This window comes from Enterobacter sp. Acro-832 (assembly GCF_011752745.1).
Taxonomy (GTDB): Bacteria; Pseudomonadota; Gammaproteobacteria; order Enterobacterales; family Enterobacteriaceae; genus Enterobacter; species Enterobacter quasiroggenkampii.
Map to the genome: position 1 here is coordinate 118,274 of NZ_VWWX01000006.1, position 15,932 is coordinate 134,205.

A 15,932-nucleotide genomic window follows, 5' to 3' on the forward strand; every position below is an offset into this window, starting at 1 on the left:
GGCATGAATTCACAACGTTACGCGCGGATATGCGAAATGCTCGCCAGGCGTCAGCCTGACCTGACGGTCTGCATGGAGCAGGTCCATAAACCGCATAACGTCTCTGCTATCGTTCGTACCGCCGATGCCGTCGGTGTGCATGAAGTGCACGCCGTCTGGCCGGGTCACCGGATGCGAACCATGGTCTCTGCCGCGGCAGGCAGTAACAGCTGGGTTTCCGTCAAATCTCACCAGACGATTGGCGAAGCCGTATCGCACCTGAAAGGGCGCGGTATGCAGATCCTTGCCACTAACCTGTCCGCTAAGGCCGTGGATTTCCGCGATATCGACTACACCCGCCCGACCTGCATTTTGATGGGCCAGGAGAAAACCGGGATCACCCAGGAAGCGCTGGATCTGGCGGATCGGGACATCATCATTCCGATGATTGGCATGGTCCAGTCACTCAACGTCTCCGTGGCCTCCGCGCTCATTCTGTATGAAGCGCAGCGCCAGCGTCAGAACGCCGGCATGTACGAGCGCAGCAACAGCATGCTGCCGGAAGAGGAACAGCAGCGCCTGCTGTTTGAAGGTGGCTATCCGGTGCTGGCTCGCGTTGCGAAGCAGAAAAAATTGCCTTACCCCCACGTCAACGCGCAGGGCGAAATTGAAGCCGATGCCGAGTGGTGGGCCACCATGCAGTACGCCGGGTAACCGATGAAAGGCCGCCTGCTGGATGCCATCCCGCTCAACAGCCTGACGGGCGTGGGCGCGGCGCAAAGCAATAAGCTGGCTAAAATTGGCCTGCACACGGTGCAGGATCTCCTGCTTCACCTCCCCCTGCGTTACGAAGACCGCACCCAGCTTTACAAGATCGGCGATCTCCTTCCCGCCATTTACGCCACCGTTGAAGGCGAAGTTCTGAACTGCAACATCACCTTCGGCGGACGCCGGATGATGACCTGTCAGATCAGCGACGGCACCGGCATTCTCACCATGCGTTTCTTCAACTTCAGCGCGGCGATGAAAAACAGCCTGGCGACAGGCCGCAGGGTGCTGGCCTATGGCGAAGCCAAACGCGGGAAGTACGGCGCAGAGATGATCCACCCCGAGTACCGCGTGCAGGGCGATCTCAGCACGCCAGAGATGCAGGAGACGCTCACCCCGGTTTACCCGACGACCGAAGGCATCAAGCAGGCGACGCTACGTAAGCTCACCGATCAGGCGCTGGAGCTGCTGGATACCTGCGCCATTACCGAGCTGCTGCCGCCCGAGCTGGCACAGGGCATGATGAGCCTGCCCGAGGCGCTGCGTACCCTGCACCGCCCGCCGCCAACGCTGCAGCTCAGCGACTTAGAAAGCGGCAAACACCCCGCTCAACAGCGTCTTATCCTTGAGGAATTACTGGCCCATAACCTGAGCATGCTGGCGCTCCGCGCCGGCGCGCAGCGTTTCCATGCCCAGCCATTAAGCCCGCGTGATGAGCTCAAAGATAAGCTGCTGGCCTCCCTGCCGTTTAAACCCACCGGCGCACAGGCGCGCGTCACCGCCGAGATTGAACGCGATATGGCGCTCGACGTGCCGATGATGCGCCTGGTGCAGGGCGACGTAGGGTCCGGTAAAACGCTGGTTGCCGCGCTGGCCGCCCTGCGCGCAATTGCCCACGGCAAACAGGTCGCGCTGATGGCACCAACCGAACTGCTGGCTGAACAACACGCCAATAATTTCCGCGCCTGGTTTGCACCGCTCGGGATTGAAGTCGGCTGGCTTGCCGGAAAGCAAAAAGGCAAAGCGCGTCTTGCGCAACAGGAGGCCATCGCCAGCGGGCAGGTGCAGATGATTGTCGGCACGCACGCTATCTTCCAGGAGCAGGTGCAGTTCAACGGCCTTGCGCTGGTGATTATCGATGAACAGCACCGCTTCGGCGTGCATCAACGTCTGGCGCTGTGGGAAAAGGGACTGCAGCAGGGCTTCCACCCGCATCAGCTGATCATGACCGCCACGCCGATCCCGCGCACCCTGGCGATGACGGCTTACGCCGATCTGGATACCTCCACCATCGACGAACTCCCCCCTGGCCGTACGCCGGTCACAACGGTTGCCATTCCTGACACGCGTCGCAGCGATATCATCGATCGCGTGCGCAACGCCTGCACCCACGAAGGGCGTCAGGCCTACTGGGTTTGTACGCTGATAGAAGAGTCGGAACTGCTGGAAGCGCAGGCTGCCGAAGCCACGTGGGAAGAGCTTAAGCTGGCACTGCCGGAGCTGAACGTGGGCCTGGTTCACGGACGCATGAAGCCTGCCGAAAAGCAGGCGGTGATGCAGTCGTTTAAGCAGGGCGAGCTGCATTTGCTGGTCGCCACGACGGTCATTGAAGTGGGCGTGGACGTCCCGAATTCTAGCCTGATGATTATCGAAAACCCGGAACGCCTGGGCCTGGCCCAGCTCCACCAGCTGCGCGGACGCGTTGGCCGTGGCGCGGTAGCGTCCCACTGCGTCCTGCTCTACAAAGCCCCGCTCTCGAAAACCGCCCAGATGCGTTTGCAGGTGCTGCGCGACAGTAACGACGGTTTTGTGATTGCGCAAAAAGACCTTGAGATCCGCGGCCCCGGTGAACTGCTGGGCACGCGTCAGACGGGGAACGCGGAATTCAAAGTCGCGGATTTGCTGCGCGATCAGGCCATGATCCCCGAGGTTCAGCGCCTCGCCCGCCACATTCATGAACGCTACCCAGAACAGGCGGCAGCGTTAATTGAGCGCTGGATGCCGGAAACCGAACGCTATTCCAACGCCTGATTCAGGCAAACATCGGCAGCATCAGGTACAGCTTAATCACCAGCGCGTTGACGATATCAATAAAGAACGCCCCGACCATCGGGACCACCAGAAACGCCATGTGCGATGGCCCGAAGCGTTCGGTGATCGCCTGCATGTTGGCGATAGCCGTTGGGGTGGCCCCCAGACCAAACCCGCAGTGACCCGCCGCCAGCACCGCCGCATCATAGTTTTTGCCCATCATCCGCCAGGTGACAAACATGGCGTACAGCGCCATAAACAGGGTCTGCACCGCCAGAATCGCCACCATTGGCAGCGCCAGCGAGGCCAGCTCCCACAGCTTGAGGCTCATCAGCGCCATCGCCAGGAACAGCGACAGGCAGACGTTGCCGAGCACCGACACCGCCCGTTCAAATACGCGGTAGAAGCCCATTAGCGCCAGACCGTTGCTCAGGATCACCCCGATAAACAGCACGCAGACAAACGTTGGCAGCTCAAACGCTGAGCCCGCCAGCCATTGCGCAACCACTTTGCCCACGGTCAGGCAGATGGCGATCATCGCGATGGTTTCAATCAGCACCAGCGAGGTAATACTGCGCCCGACGTCCGGCTTTTCGAATGCTGTGGGCACCAGCTCATCGTCCGGCCTGCCGTCCGGCGTGGTGGAGTGCTTCACCAGATAGCGAGCCACCGGGCCGCCAATCAGGCCACCCAGCACCAGACCAAAGGTCGCGCAGGCCATCGCCACTTCCGTCGCGTTTTCAAACCCGTAGCGCTCGATAAACAACTTGCTCCACGCGGCCCCGGTACCGTGGCCGCCTGACAGGGTAATCGACCCTGCCAGCAACCCCATCAGCGGATCCAGTCCCAGCAGCGACGCCATCCCGATACCAATGGCGTTTTGCATCAGCAGCAGCCCCACCACCACAATCAAAAATACACCGAGCACCTTACCGCCCGCCCGCAGGCTCGCCAGGTTGGCGTTCAGGCCGATGGTGGCAAAGAAGGCCAGCATCAGCGGGTCTTTCAGGGACATATCAAAATCAATTTCCCAGCCCATGCTTTTTTTCAGCACCAGCAGGGCCAGCGCCACCAGCAGACCACCGGCAACAGGTTCAGGAATGGTGTATTTCTTCAGAAGGGAAACGCTATGTACCAGCTTACGACCAAGCAGTAAGACCAGCGTTGCGGCAACAAGGGTCGACAACGTATCGAGATGAATCATAGAAGGCTCCTTTTTTGCGCGTGTTCCCTACACACGCGGCGTTATCCTGGGCCGGTTTGCGCTCTTCATGAGCCCCCGGCGCAAAAAGTGTAATTTTTTTTCCCGATGCGTTGTAGAAAACCTGCTCACAGCGGCAGATTTTCTTGCCTTTTTTTGCTGGCAATCGTTTGCTTTTACCAGGTGGTCAGATAAAATGCCCGCTTTTCCACCGTGGGATTGCTGCCGATGTCCGTTAACACCATAGAGTCGCCTGATGCGCAACCGATTGCGCAGAAGCAAAATAGCGAACTGATTTACCGCCTTGAAGATCGCCCGCCGCTGCCGCAGACGCTTTTCGCCGCCTGCCAGCATCTTCTGGCGATGTTTGTTGCGGTGATCACCCCGGCGCTGCTGATTTGCCAGGCGCTCGGCTTACCGGCGCAGGACACGCAGCACATTATCAGCATGTCTCTTTTCGCCTCTGGCGTGGCCTCGATTATTCAAATTAAAGCGTGGGGTCCGGTGGGGTCGGGATTATTGTCGATTCAGGGCACCAGCTTTAACTTCGTGGCTCCCCTGATCATGGGCGGTACGGCCCTGAAAACCGGCGGCGCGGATGTCCCGACCATGATGGCGGCGCTGTTCGGCACCCTGATGCTGGCCAGCTGTACGGAGATGGTGATCTCCCGCGTTCTGCATCTGGCTCGTCGCGTTATCACCCCGCTGGTTTCCGGCGTCGTCGTGATGATTATCGGCCTGTCGCTGATTCAGGTGGGCCTTACCTCCATCGGTGGCGGCTATGCCGCGATGAGCGACCACACCTTCGGCGCGCCAAAAAACCTGCTGCTGGCAGGCGTCGTGCTGGCCATCATTATTCTGCTTAACCGTCAGCGTAACCCTTACCTGCGCGTCGCCTCGCTGGTGATTGCCATGGCGGCGGGTTACCTGCTGGCCTGGGCGCTGGGTATGCTGCCGGAAAACACCGCGCCGACCAACAGCGCGCTGATCACCGTCCCCACGCCGCTGTACTACGGTCTGGGCATTGACTGGGGCCTGCTCCTGCCGCTGATGCTGGTCTTTATGATCACCTCTCTGGAGACCATCGGCGACATCACCGCCACCTCCGACGTCTCCGAGCAGCCCGTTTCCGGCCCGCTGTACATGAAGCGCCTGAAAGGCGGCGTGCTGGCAAACGGTCTGAATTCGTTTGTCTCTGCGGTCTTCAACACCTTCCCGAACTCCTGCTTCGGTCAGAACAACGGCGTGATCCAGCTGACCGGCGTGGCCAGCCGCTACGTTGGCTTCGTGGTGGCGCTGATGCTGATCGTCCTCGGCCTGTTCCCGGCGGTGAGCGGCTTTGTACAGCACATTCCGGAGCCGGTGCTGGGCGGCGCAACGCTGGTGATGTTCGGGACGATCGCGGCCTCCGGCGTGCGTATCGTCTCCCGCGAGCCGCTGAACCGCCGCGCGATCATGATTATCGCGCTGTCGCTGGCCGTCGGTCTGGGCGTTTCTCAGCAGCCGCTGATCCTGCAGTTTGCCCCGGACTGGGTGAAAAACCTGCTCTCTTCCGGCATTGCCGCAGGCGGTATCACCGCTATCGTGCTGAACCTCGTTTTCCCGCCTGAGAAAAACTGATTTCTCTCACGGCAGGCAGTCAATGCCTGCCGTGACATCTAATTACACCATTCCCGCCTTGAGGATTGCGCATAAATCGTGCATAACTCCCTTATGTGCGTTTTGCGGGATGGAAGACCATGAAATTTATTGGAAAGCTACTCGTCTATCTTCTAGTAGCCCTGCTGATTGTGATGCTGGCGCTCTATATTCTGCTCCAGACCCGCTGGGGTGCGGCTCAGGTCAGCAGCTGGGTAACGGTGAATACCGATTACGAACTCAGTTTCGACAAGATGAATCACCGCTTTTCGTCGCCTTCCCACCTCATTCTGGAAAACGTTACCTTCGGTCGGGACGGAAAACCCGCCACCCTGGTAGCCAAAAAAGTGGATATCGGCCTGAGTAGCCGCCAGATAACCGATCCGCTGCACTTGGACACCATCACCCTGTTCGACGGCACGCTTAATCTCTCCCCGCAGACCGCGCTGCTGCCTTTCCAGGCCGATCGTCTGCAGTTGAACAACATGGCGTTCAACAGCCCGAATACCGAATGGGATCTGAGCGCGCAGAAGGTGACGGGCGGCGTCAGCCCATGGCAGCCGGAAGCGGGCAACGTGCTGGGTAATCACGCGCAGATCCAGATGAGCGCAGGCTCGCTGACTCTGAACGGCGTACCGGCCACCAACGTGCTGATCGAGGGCCAGCTTAACGGCAAGGAGGTGGTGCTGAACACGATTGGTGCCGATATGGCCCGCGGCTCACTCACCGGCTCCGCTCTGCGCAACGCCGACGGGAGCTGGATTATCGACACCATGCGCCTGAACGAAATCCGCCTGCAGAGCGATAAAACGCTGACCGCGTTCTTCGCGCCGCTGGCCACTATCCCCTCTCTGCAGATTGGTCGTCTGGACGTGACCGACGCCCGGCTTCAGGGCCCGGACTGGGCGGTGACCGATCTCGATTTAAGCCTGCGCAACCTGACGCTAAGCAAAGGCGACTGGCAGAGCCAGGAGGGCCGTCTGTCGATGAACGCCAGCGAGTTTATCTACGGCTCGCTGCATCTGTTTGATCCGATCCTGAATGCGGAGTTTTCCCCGCAGGGCATGGCGCTGCGTCAGTTCACCTCCCGCTGGGAAGGCGGCATGGTGCGCACGTCCGGTAACTGGCTACGCGACGGCAAAGCGCTGGTGCTGGACGATGTCGCCATCGCCGGGCTGGAATACACTCTGCCGCAGAACTGGAAAACGCTGTGGATGGAGCCTCTACCGGAATGGCTGAACAGCGTCACGCTGCAAAAATTCGGCCTGAGCCGCAACCTGGTGATCGACATCGATCCTGCCTTCCCGTGGCAGATCACTTCTCTGGATGGCTATGGCGCAAACCTGCAGCTGGTGAAAGATCGCCAGTGGGGCGTCTGGGGCGGCAGCGCGACCCTGAACGGCGCGGCAGCGACCTTTAACCGCGTCGACGTACGTCGTCCGTCGCTGGCGCTGAATGCCAACGCCGCCACGGTGAACATTACCGACCTCAGCGCGTTTACCGAAAAAGGCATTCTGGAAGCGACGGCGACCGTTTCACAACTCCCGCAGCGGCAGACCGCGGTGAGCCTGAACGGGCGCGGCGTCCCGCTCAATGTGCTGCAGCAGTGGGGCTGGCCTGCGCTGCCGATTGCAGGCGACGGCAATATTCAGCTCACCGCCAGCGGCAGCGTGCAGGCCAGTGCGCCGCTGAAGCCAACGGTGAATGGGAAGCTGAGCGCGGTGAATATGGACAAGCAGCAGGTAGAGCAGACGATGACGGGCGGGGTGGTGTCGGCGGTGGCGCCGGCACAGTAAAAAGCCGGGTGGCGGCTTCGCCTTACCCGGCCTACTAGGTTTTGGTTCCCTCTCCCTGTGGGAGAGGGTCAGGATGAGGGCATCAGAGCGCATAATTACCGTAGGCCCGGTAAGCGAACCGCCACCGGGCATTTTCCACCTCAGAGCTGAACCACCACCTCATTCCCTTCGGCTTTCACCACCACGCCCCACTCGCTGCCCGCCTGTGAGCCGCCCTTCACGCCGCTCACCGTCTGCACGTTGCGCAAACACACCGACCAGTTTTGCGCGTCTCCCGTGCCGGTAAAGGTCACGATGTCGCCCTGACGCGATGCCTTCAGCGTAAACGCCACCGCGCCGTCCGCCGAAGGCACTTCGCTCACTGCCGTTGCGCCATCATCCAGGTTAAACAGCTGGAAGGCCGTCCCCTCGTGCCACGCGTAGTCGGGCTTCTGGTTATTAATGCCCAGCGCCAGCAGCGTGTTGTCGCGCACGTAGACCGGCAGGCTCATGAAATCGTGCTGCTGCTTATGCCAGCGGCTGCCCTGGATTTCGTCGTTGTGCCACAGGTGCGTCCAGCGCCCTTCCGGCAGGTAGAACTGCACGTCGCCCGCCTCGGAGAACACCGGCGCCACCATTAACGAATCCCCCAGCATGTACTGACGGTCGAGGTAATCGCACGCCGGATCGTCCGGGAACTCCAGCATCATCGCCCGCAGCATCGGCGTGCCGAACTCGCGGGCCAGCGTCGCCTGACGGTACAGATACGGCATCAGCTGGCACTTCAGCTGCGTGAAGTGGCGCACCACGTCGCAGGACTCGTCATCGTACGCCCACGGCACGCGGTAGGATTTGCTGCCGTGCAGGCGGCTGTGGCTGGAGAACAGCCCGAACGCGCACCAGCGCTTGTAGACGTGCGCCGGGGCGGTGTTTTCGAACCCGCCGATATCGTGGCTCCAGAAACCGAAGCCGGACAGGCCAATCGACAGCCCGCCGCGCAGGCTTTCCGCCATTGATTCGTAGTTGGCGTAGCAGTCGCCGCCCCAGTGCACCGGGAACTGCTGTGCCCCCACGGACGCGGAGCGGGCAAACAGCACCGCCTCTTCTTCCCCCACCGTCTCTTTCAGCACGTTCCACACCAGCTCGTTATAGATGTAGGCGTAATGGTTGTGCACCTTCTGCGGATCGGACCCGTCAAACCACTGGACGTCGGTCGGGATACGCTCGCCGAAGTCGGTTTTGAAGCAGTCGACGCCGATATCCACCAGGCCTTTCAGCTTGTCGGCATACCACCGGCACGCGTCCGGATTGGTGAAGTCGTAAATCGCCAGCCCCGGCTGCCATTTGTCCCACTGCCACAGGGAGCCGTCAGGGCGCTTGAGCAGGTAGCCCTTCGCTTTCAGCTCACGGAAGATCGGCGACTTCTGGCCAATGTACGGGTTAATCCACACGCAGACCTTCAGCCCTTTCTCCTTCAGGCGGCGGATCATTCCTTCAGGGTCCGGGAAGGTCACCGGATCCCACTCGAAGTCACACCACTGGAAGGCCTTCATCCAGAAGCAGTCGAAGTGAAAGACGTGCAGCGGCAGGTCGCGCTCGGCCATACCGTCGATAAAGCTGTTCACCGTCGCTTCGTCGTAGTTGGTGGTGAACGAGGTGGTGAGCCACAGGCCGAACGACCAGGCAGGCGGCAGCGCCGGACGCCCGGTGAAGCGGGTATAGCGGTTCAGCACCTCTTTCGGCGTCGGGCCGTCGATCACGAAGTACTCGAGATATTCGCCTTCAACGCTGAACTGCACCTTAGAGACTTTCTCAGATCCCACTTCAAACGAGACATTTTCCGGGTGATTCACCAGCACGCCGTAGCCGCGGTTGGTCAGGTAGAACGGGATATTTTTATAGGACTGCTCGGTGCTGGTGCCGCCGTCGCGGTTCCAGGTCTCGACCATCTGGCCGTTGCGCACCAGCGCGGTGAAGCGCTCGCCCAGACCATAGACCGTTTCCCCCACGCCCAGATCCAGACGCTCAAAAACGTAATTGCGGTGGGTATTGCTGTCCTGCACGTAGCCGTTATTTTTCAACTGGCTGCCGGTAATACGCTGGCCGTTGCGCAGGAAGTCCAGCGCCCAGAACTCGCCTTTGGTGACGCGCACGCTGACGCTGCCGCTTTTCAGCTCAGCAAATTCGGCGTTGTTTTCGATCTCAACCTTCACGTCTTTCAGGACGTTCAGCGGATAATGTGGACCATTGTTCAGCGCGCCCTGGAAGTGCTCGATGCGCACCCCGACAATCCCTTCCTGTGGAGCAAACAGGCGCACCGTGAACATCAACGTGTCGAGCTGCCAGGTGCGTTCGCGCACGTCACGCGGCGCCACATACACCACCAGGTCATTCCCCTGCTGCTCCACGTCGAACACCTGAACCGGATAGGTCACATTCAGGCCCGGTTGAATAAGCCAGTTTCCATCACTGATTTTCATGCTTTCATCCTCTTAGTTCTGCAATTCTTTGCTGACCGGCAGGGTTTCAAATTCCTGCTGATTACGGCGCGCGCCCTGTGCCAGCTCGCCCAGGATTTTGGTCAGGAAGGGGGTTTTCAGCGTGTAGTAGCGTTTGGCGATGATGGCGCTCAGCACATAGCAGACCGCCGGGGCCAGGGTAAACAGGCCGATAATGATGCTGATGGTCGCGCTGTTCTGGGTTTTGGCCGCCGCGTCGTAGCCGCCGCCTGCCAGCATCCAGCCGATCATCGCCCCCCCCAGCGCCAGACCCAGCTTCAGCACGAACAGCGTGCCTGCAAAGCTGATGCCGGTCAGGCGCTTGCCGTTGGTCCATTCACCGTAGTCGACGGTATCGGACATCATGACCCACTGGATCGGCGTCACCAGCTGGTGCAACACGCCAATGACGAAGATAAAGGCGAACATCACCACGGTGGCATGCATCGGCACGAAGAACATCGCCACGCTGACCACCGCCAGCGCGGCGTTGGTCCACCAGAAGATGCTGACCTTGCACTTCCAGTCGGTGAGCGGTTTCGCCAGCGCGGAGCCAATCAGGTTGCCGACGCAGTAGGTGGTGAGGAACGCGACGAACACTTCCGGCGAGCCCATGATCCAGGTGCAGTAGTACATCATCGCGCCGCCGCGCACGCAGACGGCAAGGATGTTGAGGATGGTGAGCACGCCCACGATGCGCCACTGGTCGTTTTGCCAGATATCGCGCAGGTCTTCCCGCATGGAGGTGGTGCTCGGCGGCACCTGGATGCGCTCTTTGGTGGTGAAGAAGCAGAACGCCAGCATCAGGAATGCGACCACCGACAGCACGGCGATGCCGCCCTGGAAGCCGAACGCCTTATCGTCGCCGCCAATCAGCTTCACCAGCGGCATCATCAGCACCGTGGAGAGCATGCCGCCCGCCGTCGCCAGCACGAAGCGCCAGGACTGAAGGGAGATACGCTGCGTCGGGTCACTGGTGATCACGCCGCCCAGCGCGCAGTAAGGAATATTGACTACGGTATAGAGCAGGGTCAGCAGCGTGTAGGTCACGGCGGCATAAACCATTTTGCCGTTGAGGCTGAGGTCCGGCGTGGTGTAGGCCAGCACGCAGACAATGCCGAACGGGATCGCGCCGAACAAAATCCACGGTCGGAACTTGCCCCAGCGGCTGCGGGTGCGGTCGGCAATCAGCCCCATGCACGGGTCGGAGATCGCATCCAGCGCGCGCGCCAGCAGGAACATGGTGCCGACAAATCCGGCGGGAATGCCGAAAATATCGGTATAGAAAAACATCATGTACAACATGACGTTATCAAAAATGATGTGGCTGGCGGCGTCTCCCATGCCGTAGCCAATCTTCTCTTTTACTGACAAAACTTCGCTCATCTTTTTTTATCCTTCACGCTATAGGGGGCGCTGAGACCGGTTACAGTGTTTTTAAACCATTGTTTCTTGAGCGGGTATTGCGTTTTCTGGTTAGCAGATTACGTTTCTTGTTTTTTGTGATCGCGGTAAATATTGGGGAGCACAAAGGGCTAACATGAGGATTTTCTTAGGAATTAACTGAAACAGGGGGGTACAGGTCAAAAGAGAGGTGAAAAAAGTGGTGTGGGGTATGTGGTAAATGCCTGAAAGTAGCTATAATGCGCCCCGCCTCCATGTAGCAATGCAGGCGCGGAAGATCGTCATCTCCGGTGAGGTGGCTGGACTTCAAATCCAGTTGGGGACGCCAGCGTTCCCGGGCAGGTTCGACTCCTGTGATCTTCCGCCAAAAATTCTTATAATTAAATTTTAAACTATCCATTCTTAAAGCATATAATATTTCTATAACTATCACTCGGGAAGTGTTATATGAACATATTATTTGGCATGGAATCAAAAGATATAATTATGACAGCAGCAGTTATAATAGGTCCTATTCTTGCTGTTCAAATACAAAAAACATTAGAGCAATTTTGAGAAAGAAAACAAAGCCGCTTATCTATTTTTAGAACGCTAATGTCTACCAGAGCTCAAAGATTGCATAGAGAACATGTACAAGCATTGAATATGATCGATATAGAGTTTTATGGAAGAAAAATCCCAATAATAAAAATAAGATATCAAACCAAGAAAGAACAAACTGTTACTCACGCCTGGAAAAGTTATAACAGCCATCTAAATAAAATACAAGACTACCCTGATATTAACATTTGGATATCTAAATCCGATGATCTCTTTACTGACTTACTCTACGCTCTTTCTCAAGCAATGAATTATGATTTTGATAAAGTACAATTACAAAGAGACTGTTATAGGCCAATTACTCATGGCGATTTAGAAACAACACAAGCAAATATCTTAAAGGGTTTAGAAAAAGTTTTCTCTGGCGATACGGCCTTACCGATGTTTATTACTAATGCCCCCCTGAATAAGGCCAATCCGGATGATGAGGTCGTTTCTAAAAATACAAATGATTTCAATAAAGAATCACACTGATATGTTCATGCTTTTGGTGAAATACGTTTAGCTCGTAACGCCTCCCTCGCCAGTTCTTTCAACCAACTGGCGAGCCCCCCCTTCCTCAGCCGCCACAGCATCCAACTGCTCCTTCAATGCCGGATCAATACGCATCTTAAACTGCGGAGACTGCCCGCCGCCTTTTGTTTTTTTCGCGCGATATAATTGACATAAGGTCACCTAAACCTCCTGTATTAGCAACGCCTCGATGTGCGGGAACACAACCGGAGCGTCAAACCTCACCAACTATCAAGAAGTTAATTATGGCTGATTCACATTCTACCCCAGACCCCGACCAATCCGGAACCGAGCGTTCGTTAATTGTGGGATACCGCCCGAATGTTTTCGACAAATCCACGCCGAAAATCATCCTTTCCGGCAAGTGGCTGCGCGCTGCAGGTTTTGATATCGGACAGCAGGTCACGGTAAAGGTCATGAAAGGATGCATCGTTCTGCTGGCGTATAACTTGCAAGACCTGCGGTTGCAGGACGATTATAAACGGACGAAGGCAAAGCTCATTGAGATAGAGGACGCGCTTGCGGCGATTCAAACTCCGCGCCCTGGAAAGCGGCTCGCAAACGTGAGTACAAACCACCGAGCTTAACGTTAAGAATATGGAGGTGGCATTACTGATAATGATGTCATCCATTATCCGGCAGGGGAAAATGATTAGCATTCTACTATCCGGAAATCTCGGATAGTTCGCCTGAAGGGAAGCATCAGGTTTTCAGAAAAATAGTTAACCATAACGGGTACCGCTCTCCCGAGGCGCCCAGTTCCAACAGGAACCCTCAAACGCCCCAGTATTACCAGAACGAACGCCAGCCTCACTCTCCAGCATGAATGAAAAAACGCTGGAAAGCGCCTCGCAATTTCTTAATTGCACGATCCGTTTGAAATCCCCTCTTTGTCATACTCCTGCCACTAACAGCCTGGCTGTCGATGACTGCCATTGCATTTATTAACTACAGCTTATATTCTTTTTATAAGCTACAGATTATCATGGACGAAAGCATGTGGACGGTTCGGTTCGGAAAGGTATTCGAGCAGTGGTTGTTTGAACAAGAAGAAGGATTACAGGATAAGGTACTGGCAGACCTGCTAAATCTGCAACACTATGGGCCACGTCTTCCTCGTCCCTATGCAGATACGGTTAAAGGCTCACGGTATAAGTATATGAAAGAATTACGTATTCAATATGCTGGTCGTCCTGTTCGTGCTTTCTTCGCATTTGATCCTGTACGTCAGGCCATTGTGCTTTGCGCGGGCGATAAGAGTAACGACAAAACCTTTTATGAAAAAATGATTCGCATCGCAGATGCCGAATTTTCCCTTCATCTGACAAGCCAAGAGGCAGCCAAGTGAAAACCTTAAATGAAGTGATTGCGTCACGTTCACCGGAAAGCCAACAACGTATTAAAGAGATGGCAGATGAAATGATCCTCGAAACGGGTCTGCAACTTTTACGCGAAGAGCTCAGGCTTTCGCAAAAAAAAGTTGCTGACCTGATGGGGGTGAGCCAGCCCGCAGTAACTCAGATAGAGCAACGTGGAAATGAACTAAAAATTGCCACGCTTAAGCGTTACATCGAGGCAATGGGTGGGAAACTCTGTATCGACGTTGAACTTCCCACAGGAAAACGCGTTGCATTTCATATCTAACAAGCGTTATTCCTGCGTTAAGTGAATATTCACTTAGCCAACCGCATATGCAGCAACGGAAACGGATTCCCCTGCCCGTCCTGTTCCGAGCGTCCGACCTGCTCAAACCCCATATGGCGATAAAATTCAACGCCCTGCGGGTTCTGCTCATTCACATCCACTTCGTTCGCGCCGAACGCTGCGATGGCGTGTTGCAGCAGCAATTTCCCGACGCCTTTCCCCCGGCTCGCATCATCAACAAACAGCATTTCAATACGGTTTTCATCCACGCCTAAAAAGCCGTGAATAATGCCTGCGTCATCCTGGGCCATCACAACGCTGAGGTTTGGCAAATACGCGTTAAGCAATAACGGGCGCAGCGCCGCGATATCGCTTTCCTGTAAAAAGTGATGGGTGGCGCGGACGGAGGATTCCCAGATCGCAACCAGACGTTCGAAGTGTGAGGGGAGTGCGGTTTCAATTTTCATGGGGGGATCATTATAGAGCGTGGCGATTAAATCAAGTATCCAGAAGCATGGAGGTAATAAACTGAAGACCTTAAATGCAGTTTTAAACTCTCGTACACCTGAAAGCCGAGAGCGTATCAGTGAAATGGCCCGGAAGTTGGTTCAGGAAACTGGGCAGAAGATAGATCATGACAAGCAAGAATCATCATCAGGGAATGAGAACAAGGAAAAGAGTCAATCTTTCATGGCAGTTGTTCGGTTTAACCGAACAACTGAGGAACAGTGAATATTGTAGTGGACTGCTCCCCCTCACCCTAACCCTCTCCCTCAGGGAGAGGGAACCGATTGTGCGGTTTGTCCCCCCACTCAGCTCGCGCTAAACCCTAATCTCCATCACCGCGTACACCCCGTCCTTCGGCACCACCACGGTGACGTTTTCCACCGGCACGCCCGCCGCGAGGTGGATGTCCTGCAGCTGCTGCAGCGTCCTTGGGTGAATATCCTCCCAGCCGATACCGCGCAGCACAAAGTCAATGTGCGGGCTACTGGTGAGCATGTTCGACACAATCACCGCCCCGCCGGGTTTGACCAGCCGTAGCGCGCGCTGGAGGAAAATCACCGCATCGGTATCGTTGAAGTATTCGAAAATCCCCAGCGCGTCGACCAGTTCGGCCTGATGCTCGCCCAGCTCCAGCAGCAGGTCCTCGTTACGCACCAGCGTATGGAGCAGGTTGCGCCTGAGCAGCGTCAGCTGTTCGCCCACCACAATGCCTTCCTGCGCCGCCATGGTTTCCGCCCAGCTCAGCGCTACGGGGTCTTTGTCCACCAGCGTGAGATAGACCTGCTGGCCGCCGAGCTTTGCTTCACGCAGCGCCTCCAGCACCGGGATGGCGGCGCCGCTCGCGAGACTGACCCAGTTGTTCTCGCTCTCATTGTGAATGTATTTATCCACCAGCGCGGCCAGCACCCGGGCGCGGGAACGCATGCCGATGGCATCATTTGCGTGGATAAACCACTGGCGGCTGTCGCTGTCCATTTTTGTTCCGTCGGGCAGGCGGTCTTCCAGCGGGTTTTGCACCACAAACAGCGCCAGCGCGGAGGGGACCAGCCGGGTGCGCCACGCGGTGAGGGCCGGGCGGTTACGGAAGGCCTGTTCGGAATAGCGGTTCTGGGGGACAAGCACGGCCTGCCCGCCCTCGTCGTATACCACCCGCGGCGGCCGAAGCGCTGGCTCGGCTTTCAGCGCGCGGTCAAGGGAGGCGATCTCCCGGGCAGCATCGTCTTTCATCGGCCACTGGTCGCTGACGTCGGGAAATGACGCGCTGAAAATCGTCATATTTTCCGGCGCATCGCCGCGAAAAGGCTGCCAGTTCATGTCGTCTTCTCCCCGTTAGGCTTTTAACGGAAGTCTATCCAGGCGAGCCAGTAATGCCCC

At 57.1% G+C, this 15,932-nt stretch carries 12 protein-coding genes, 1 tRNA gene and 2 pseudogenes; 9 read left to right on the forward strand and 6 right to left on the reverse strand.

The genetic code is table 11. The annotated features are described in order from the left end of the window. Positions 1-3 precede the first annotated feature (3 nt). Entirely contained in the window at positions 4-693 is a 690-nt protein-coding gene (trmH, locus tag F3J31_RS19045; RefSeq protein ID WP_167214728.1) for a tRNA (guanosine(18)-2'-O)-methyltransferase TrmH, read from the forward strand. A 3-nt stretch (positions 694-696) separates the two neighbouring features. Next, positions 697-2,778: an ATP-dependent DNA helicase RecG gene (gene recG / locus F3J31_RS19050; RefSeq protein WP_048028147.1), complete on the forward strand. Its 2,082-nt coding sequence runs from the start codon at positions 697-699 to the stop codon at positions 2,776-2,778. A 1-nt stretch (position 2,779) separates the two neighbouring features. Here recG and gltS read toward each other — a convergent pair whose 3' ends face one another. Continuing rightward, positions 2,780-3,982: a sodium/glutamate symporter gene (gene gltS / locus F3J31_RS19055; protein WP_048028149.1), complete on the reverse strand. Its 1,203-nt coding sequence runs from the start codon at positions 3,980-3,982 to the stop codon at positions 2,780-2,782. Between the two features lie 225 nt (positions 3,983-4,207). Between gltS and xanP the strand changes: the two genes are divergently transcribed. Then, positions 4,208-5,599, forward strand: coding sequence for a xanthine/proton symporter XanP (gene xanP, locus F3J31_RS19060; protein ID WP_014881972.1), 1,392 nt, complete (start codon positions 4,208-4,210; stop codon positions 5,597-5,599). Positions 5,600-5,718: 119 nt separating this feature from the next. Further along, on the forward strand, positions 5,719-7,413 hold the full coding sequence (locus tag F3J31_RS19065; RefSeq protein WP_167214731.1) for an AsmA family protein: 1,695 nt from the start codon (positions 5,719-5,721) through the stop codon (positions 7,411-7,413). A 140-nt stretch (positions 7,414-7,553) separates the two neighbouring features. On the opposite strand, the gene yicI is transcribed toward F3J31_RS19065, so the two are convergent. Together yicI and F3J31_RS19075 are read right to left on the reverse strand one after the other, a co-directional pair. Beyond that, complete coding sequence (gene yicI / locus F3J31_RS19070; protein ID WP_167214734.1) at positions 7,554-9,872, reverse strand: alpha-xylosidase; 2,319 nt, start codon at positions 9,870-9,872, stop codon at positions 7,554-7,556. A gap of 12 nt (positions 9,873-9,884) precedes the next feature. Then, positions 9,885-11,276, reverse strand: coding sequence for a glycoside-pentoside-hexuronide family transporter (locus F3J31_RS19075; protein WP_063622793.1), 1,392 nt, complete (start codon positions 11,274-11,276; stop codon positions 9,885-9,887). 290 nt (positions 11,277-11,566) lie between these two features. Here F3J31_RS19075 and F3J31_RS19080 point away from each other — a divergent pair. Both F3J31_RS19080 and F3J31_RS19085 read left to right on the forward strand, forming a co-directional pair. Next, positions 11,567-11,661: transfer RNA gene (locus F3J31_RS19080), tRNA-Sec, on the forward strand. Between the two features lie 98 nt (positions 11,662-11,759). Further along, a pseudogene (locus F3J31_RS19085) lies at positions 11,760-12,368 on the forward strand (DUF6680 family protein). 5 nt (positions 12,369-12,373) lie between these two features. Here the strand turns inward: F3J31_RS19085 and F3J31_RS19090 are convergent. Further along, positions 12,374-12,569 (reverse strand): annotated as a pseudogene (locus tag F3J31_RS19090) (hypothetical protein). Positions 12,570-12,652: 83 nt separating this feature from the next. Between F3J31_RS19090 and F3J31_RS19095 the strand changes: the two are divergent. The 3 genes from F3J31_RS19095 to F3J31_RS19105 all read left to right on the forward strand — a co-directional run bounded on the left by F3J31_RS19095 (position 12,653) and on the right by F3J31_RS19105 (position 14,051). Further along, entirely contained in the window at positions 12,653-12,994 is a 342-nt protein-coding gene (locus F3J31_RS19095) for a SymE family type I addiction module toxin (RefSeq protein ID WP_167214739.1), read from the forward strand. Positions 12,995-13,404: 410 nt separating this feature from the next. Continuing rightward, on the forward strand, positions 13,405-13,755 hold the full coding sequence (locus F3J31_RS19100) for a type II toxin-antitoxin system RelE/ParE family toxin (RefSeq protein WP_167214840.1): 351 nt from the start codon (positions 13,405-13,407) through the stop codon (positions 13,753-13,755). Then, the gene (locus F3J31_RS19105) at positions 13,752-14,051 is read left to right on the forward strand and encodes a helix-turn-helix domain-containing protein (protein WP_167214742.1); all 300 of its coding nucleotides are present in this window, start codon (positions 13,752-13,754) and stop codon (positions 14,049-14,051) included. Before F3J31_RS19100 ends, F3J31_RS19105 begins: the two co-directional genes overlap by 4 nt. Positions 14,052-14,080: 29 nt before the next feature. Here F3J31_RS19105 and F3J31_RS19110 read toward each other — a convergent pair whose 3' ends face one another. Together F3J31_RS19110 and F3J31_RS19115 are read right to left on the reverse strand one after the other, a co-directional pair. Beyond that, entirely contained in the window at positions 14,081-14,518 is a 438-nt protein-coding gene (locus F3J31_RS19110; RefSeq protein WP_167214745.1) for an acetyltransferase, read from the reverse strand. A 355-nt stretch (positions 14,519-14,873) separates the two neighbouring features. Beyond that, the gene (locus F3J31_RS19115) at positions 14,874-15,872 is read right to left on the reverse strand and encodes a class I SAM-dependent methyltransferase (RefSeq protein ID WP_167214748.1); all 999 of its coding nucleotides are present in this window, start codon (positions 15,870-15,872) and stop codon (positions 14,874-14,876) included. Between the last annotated feature and the right edge of the window lie 60 nt (positions 15,873-15,932).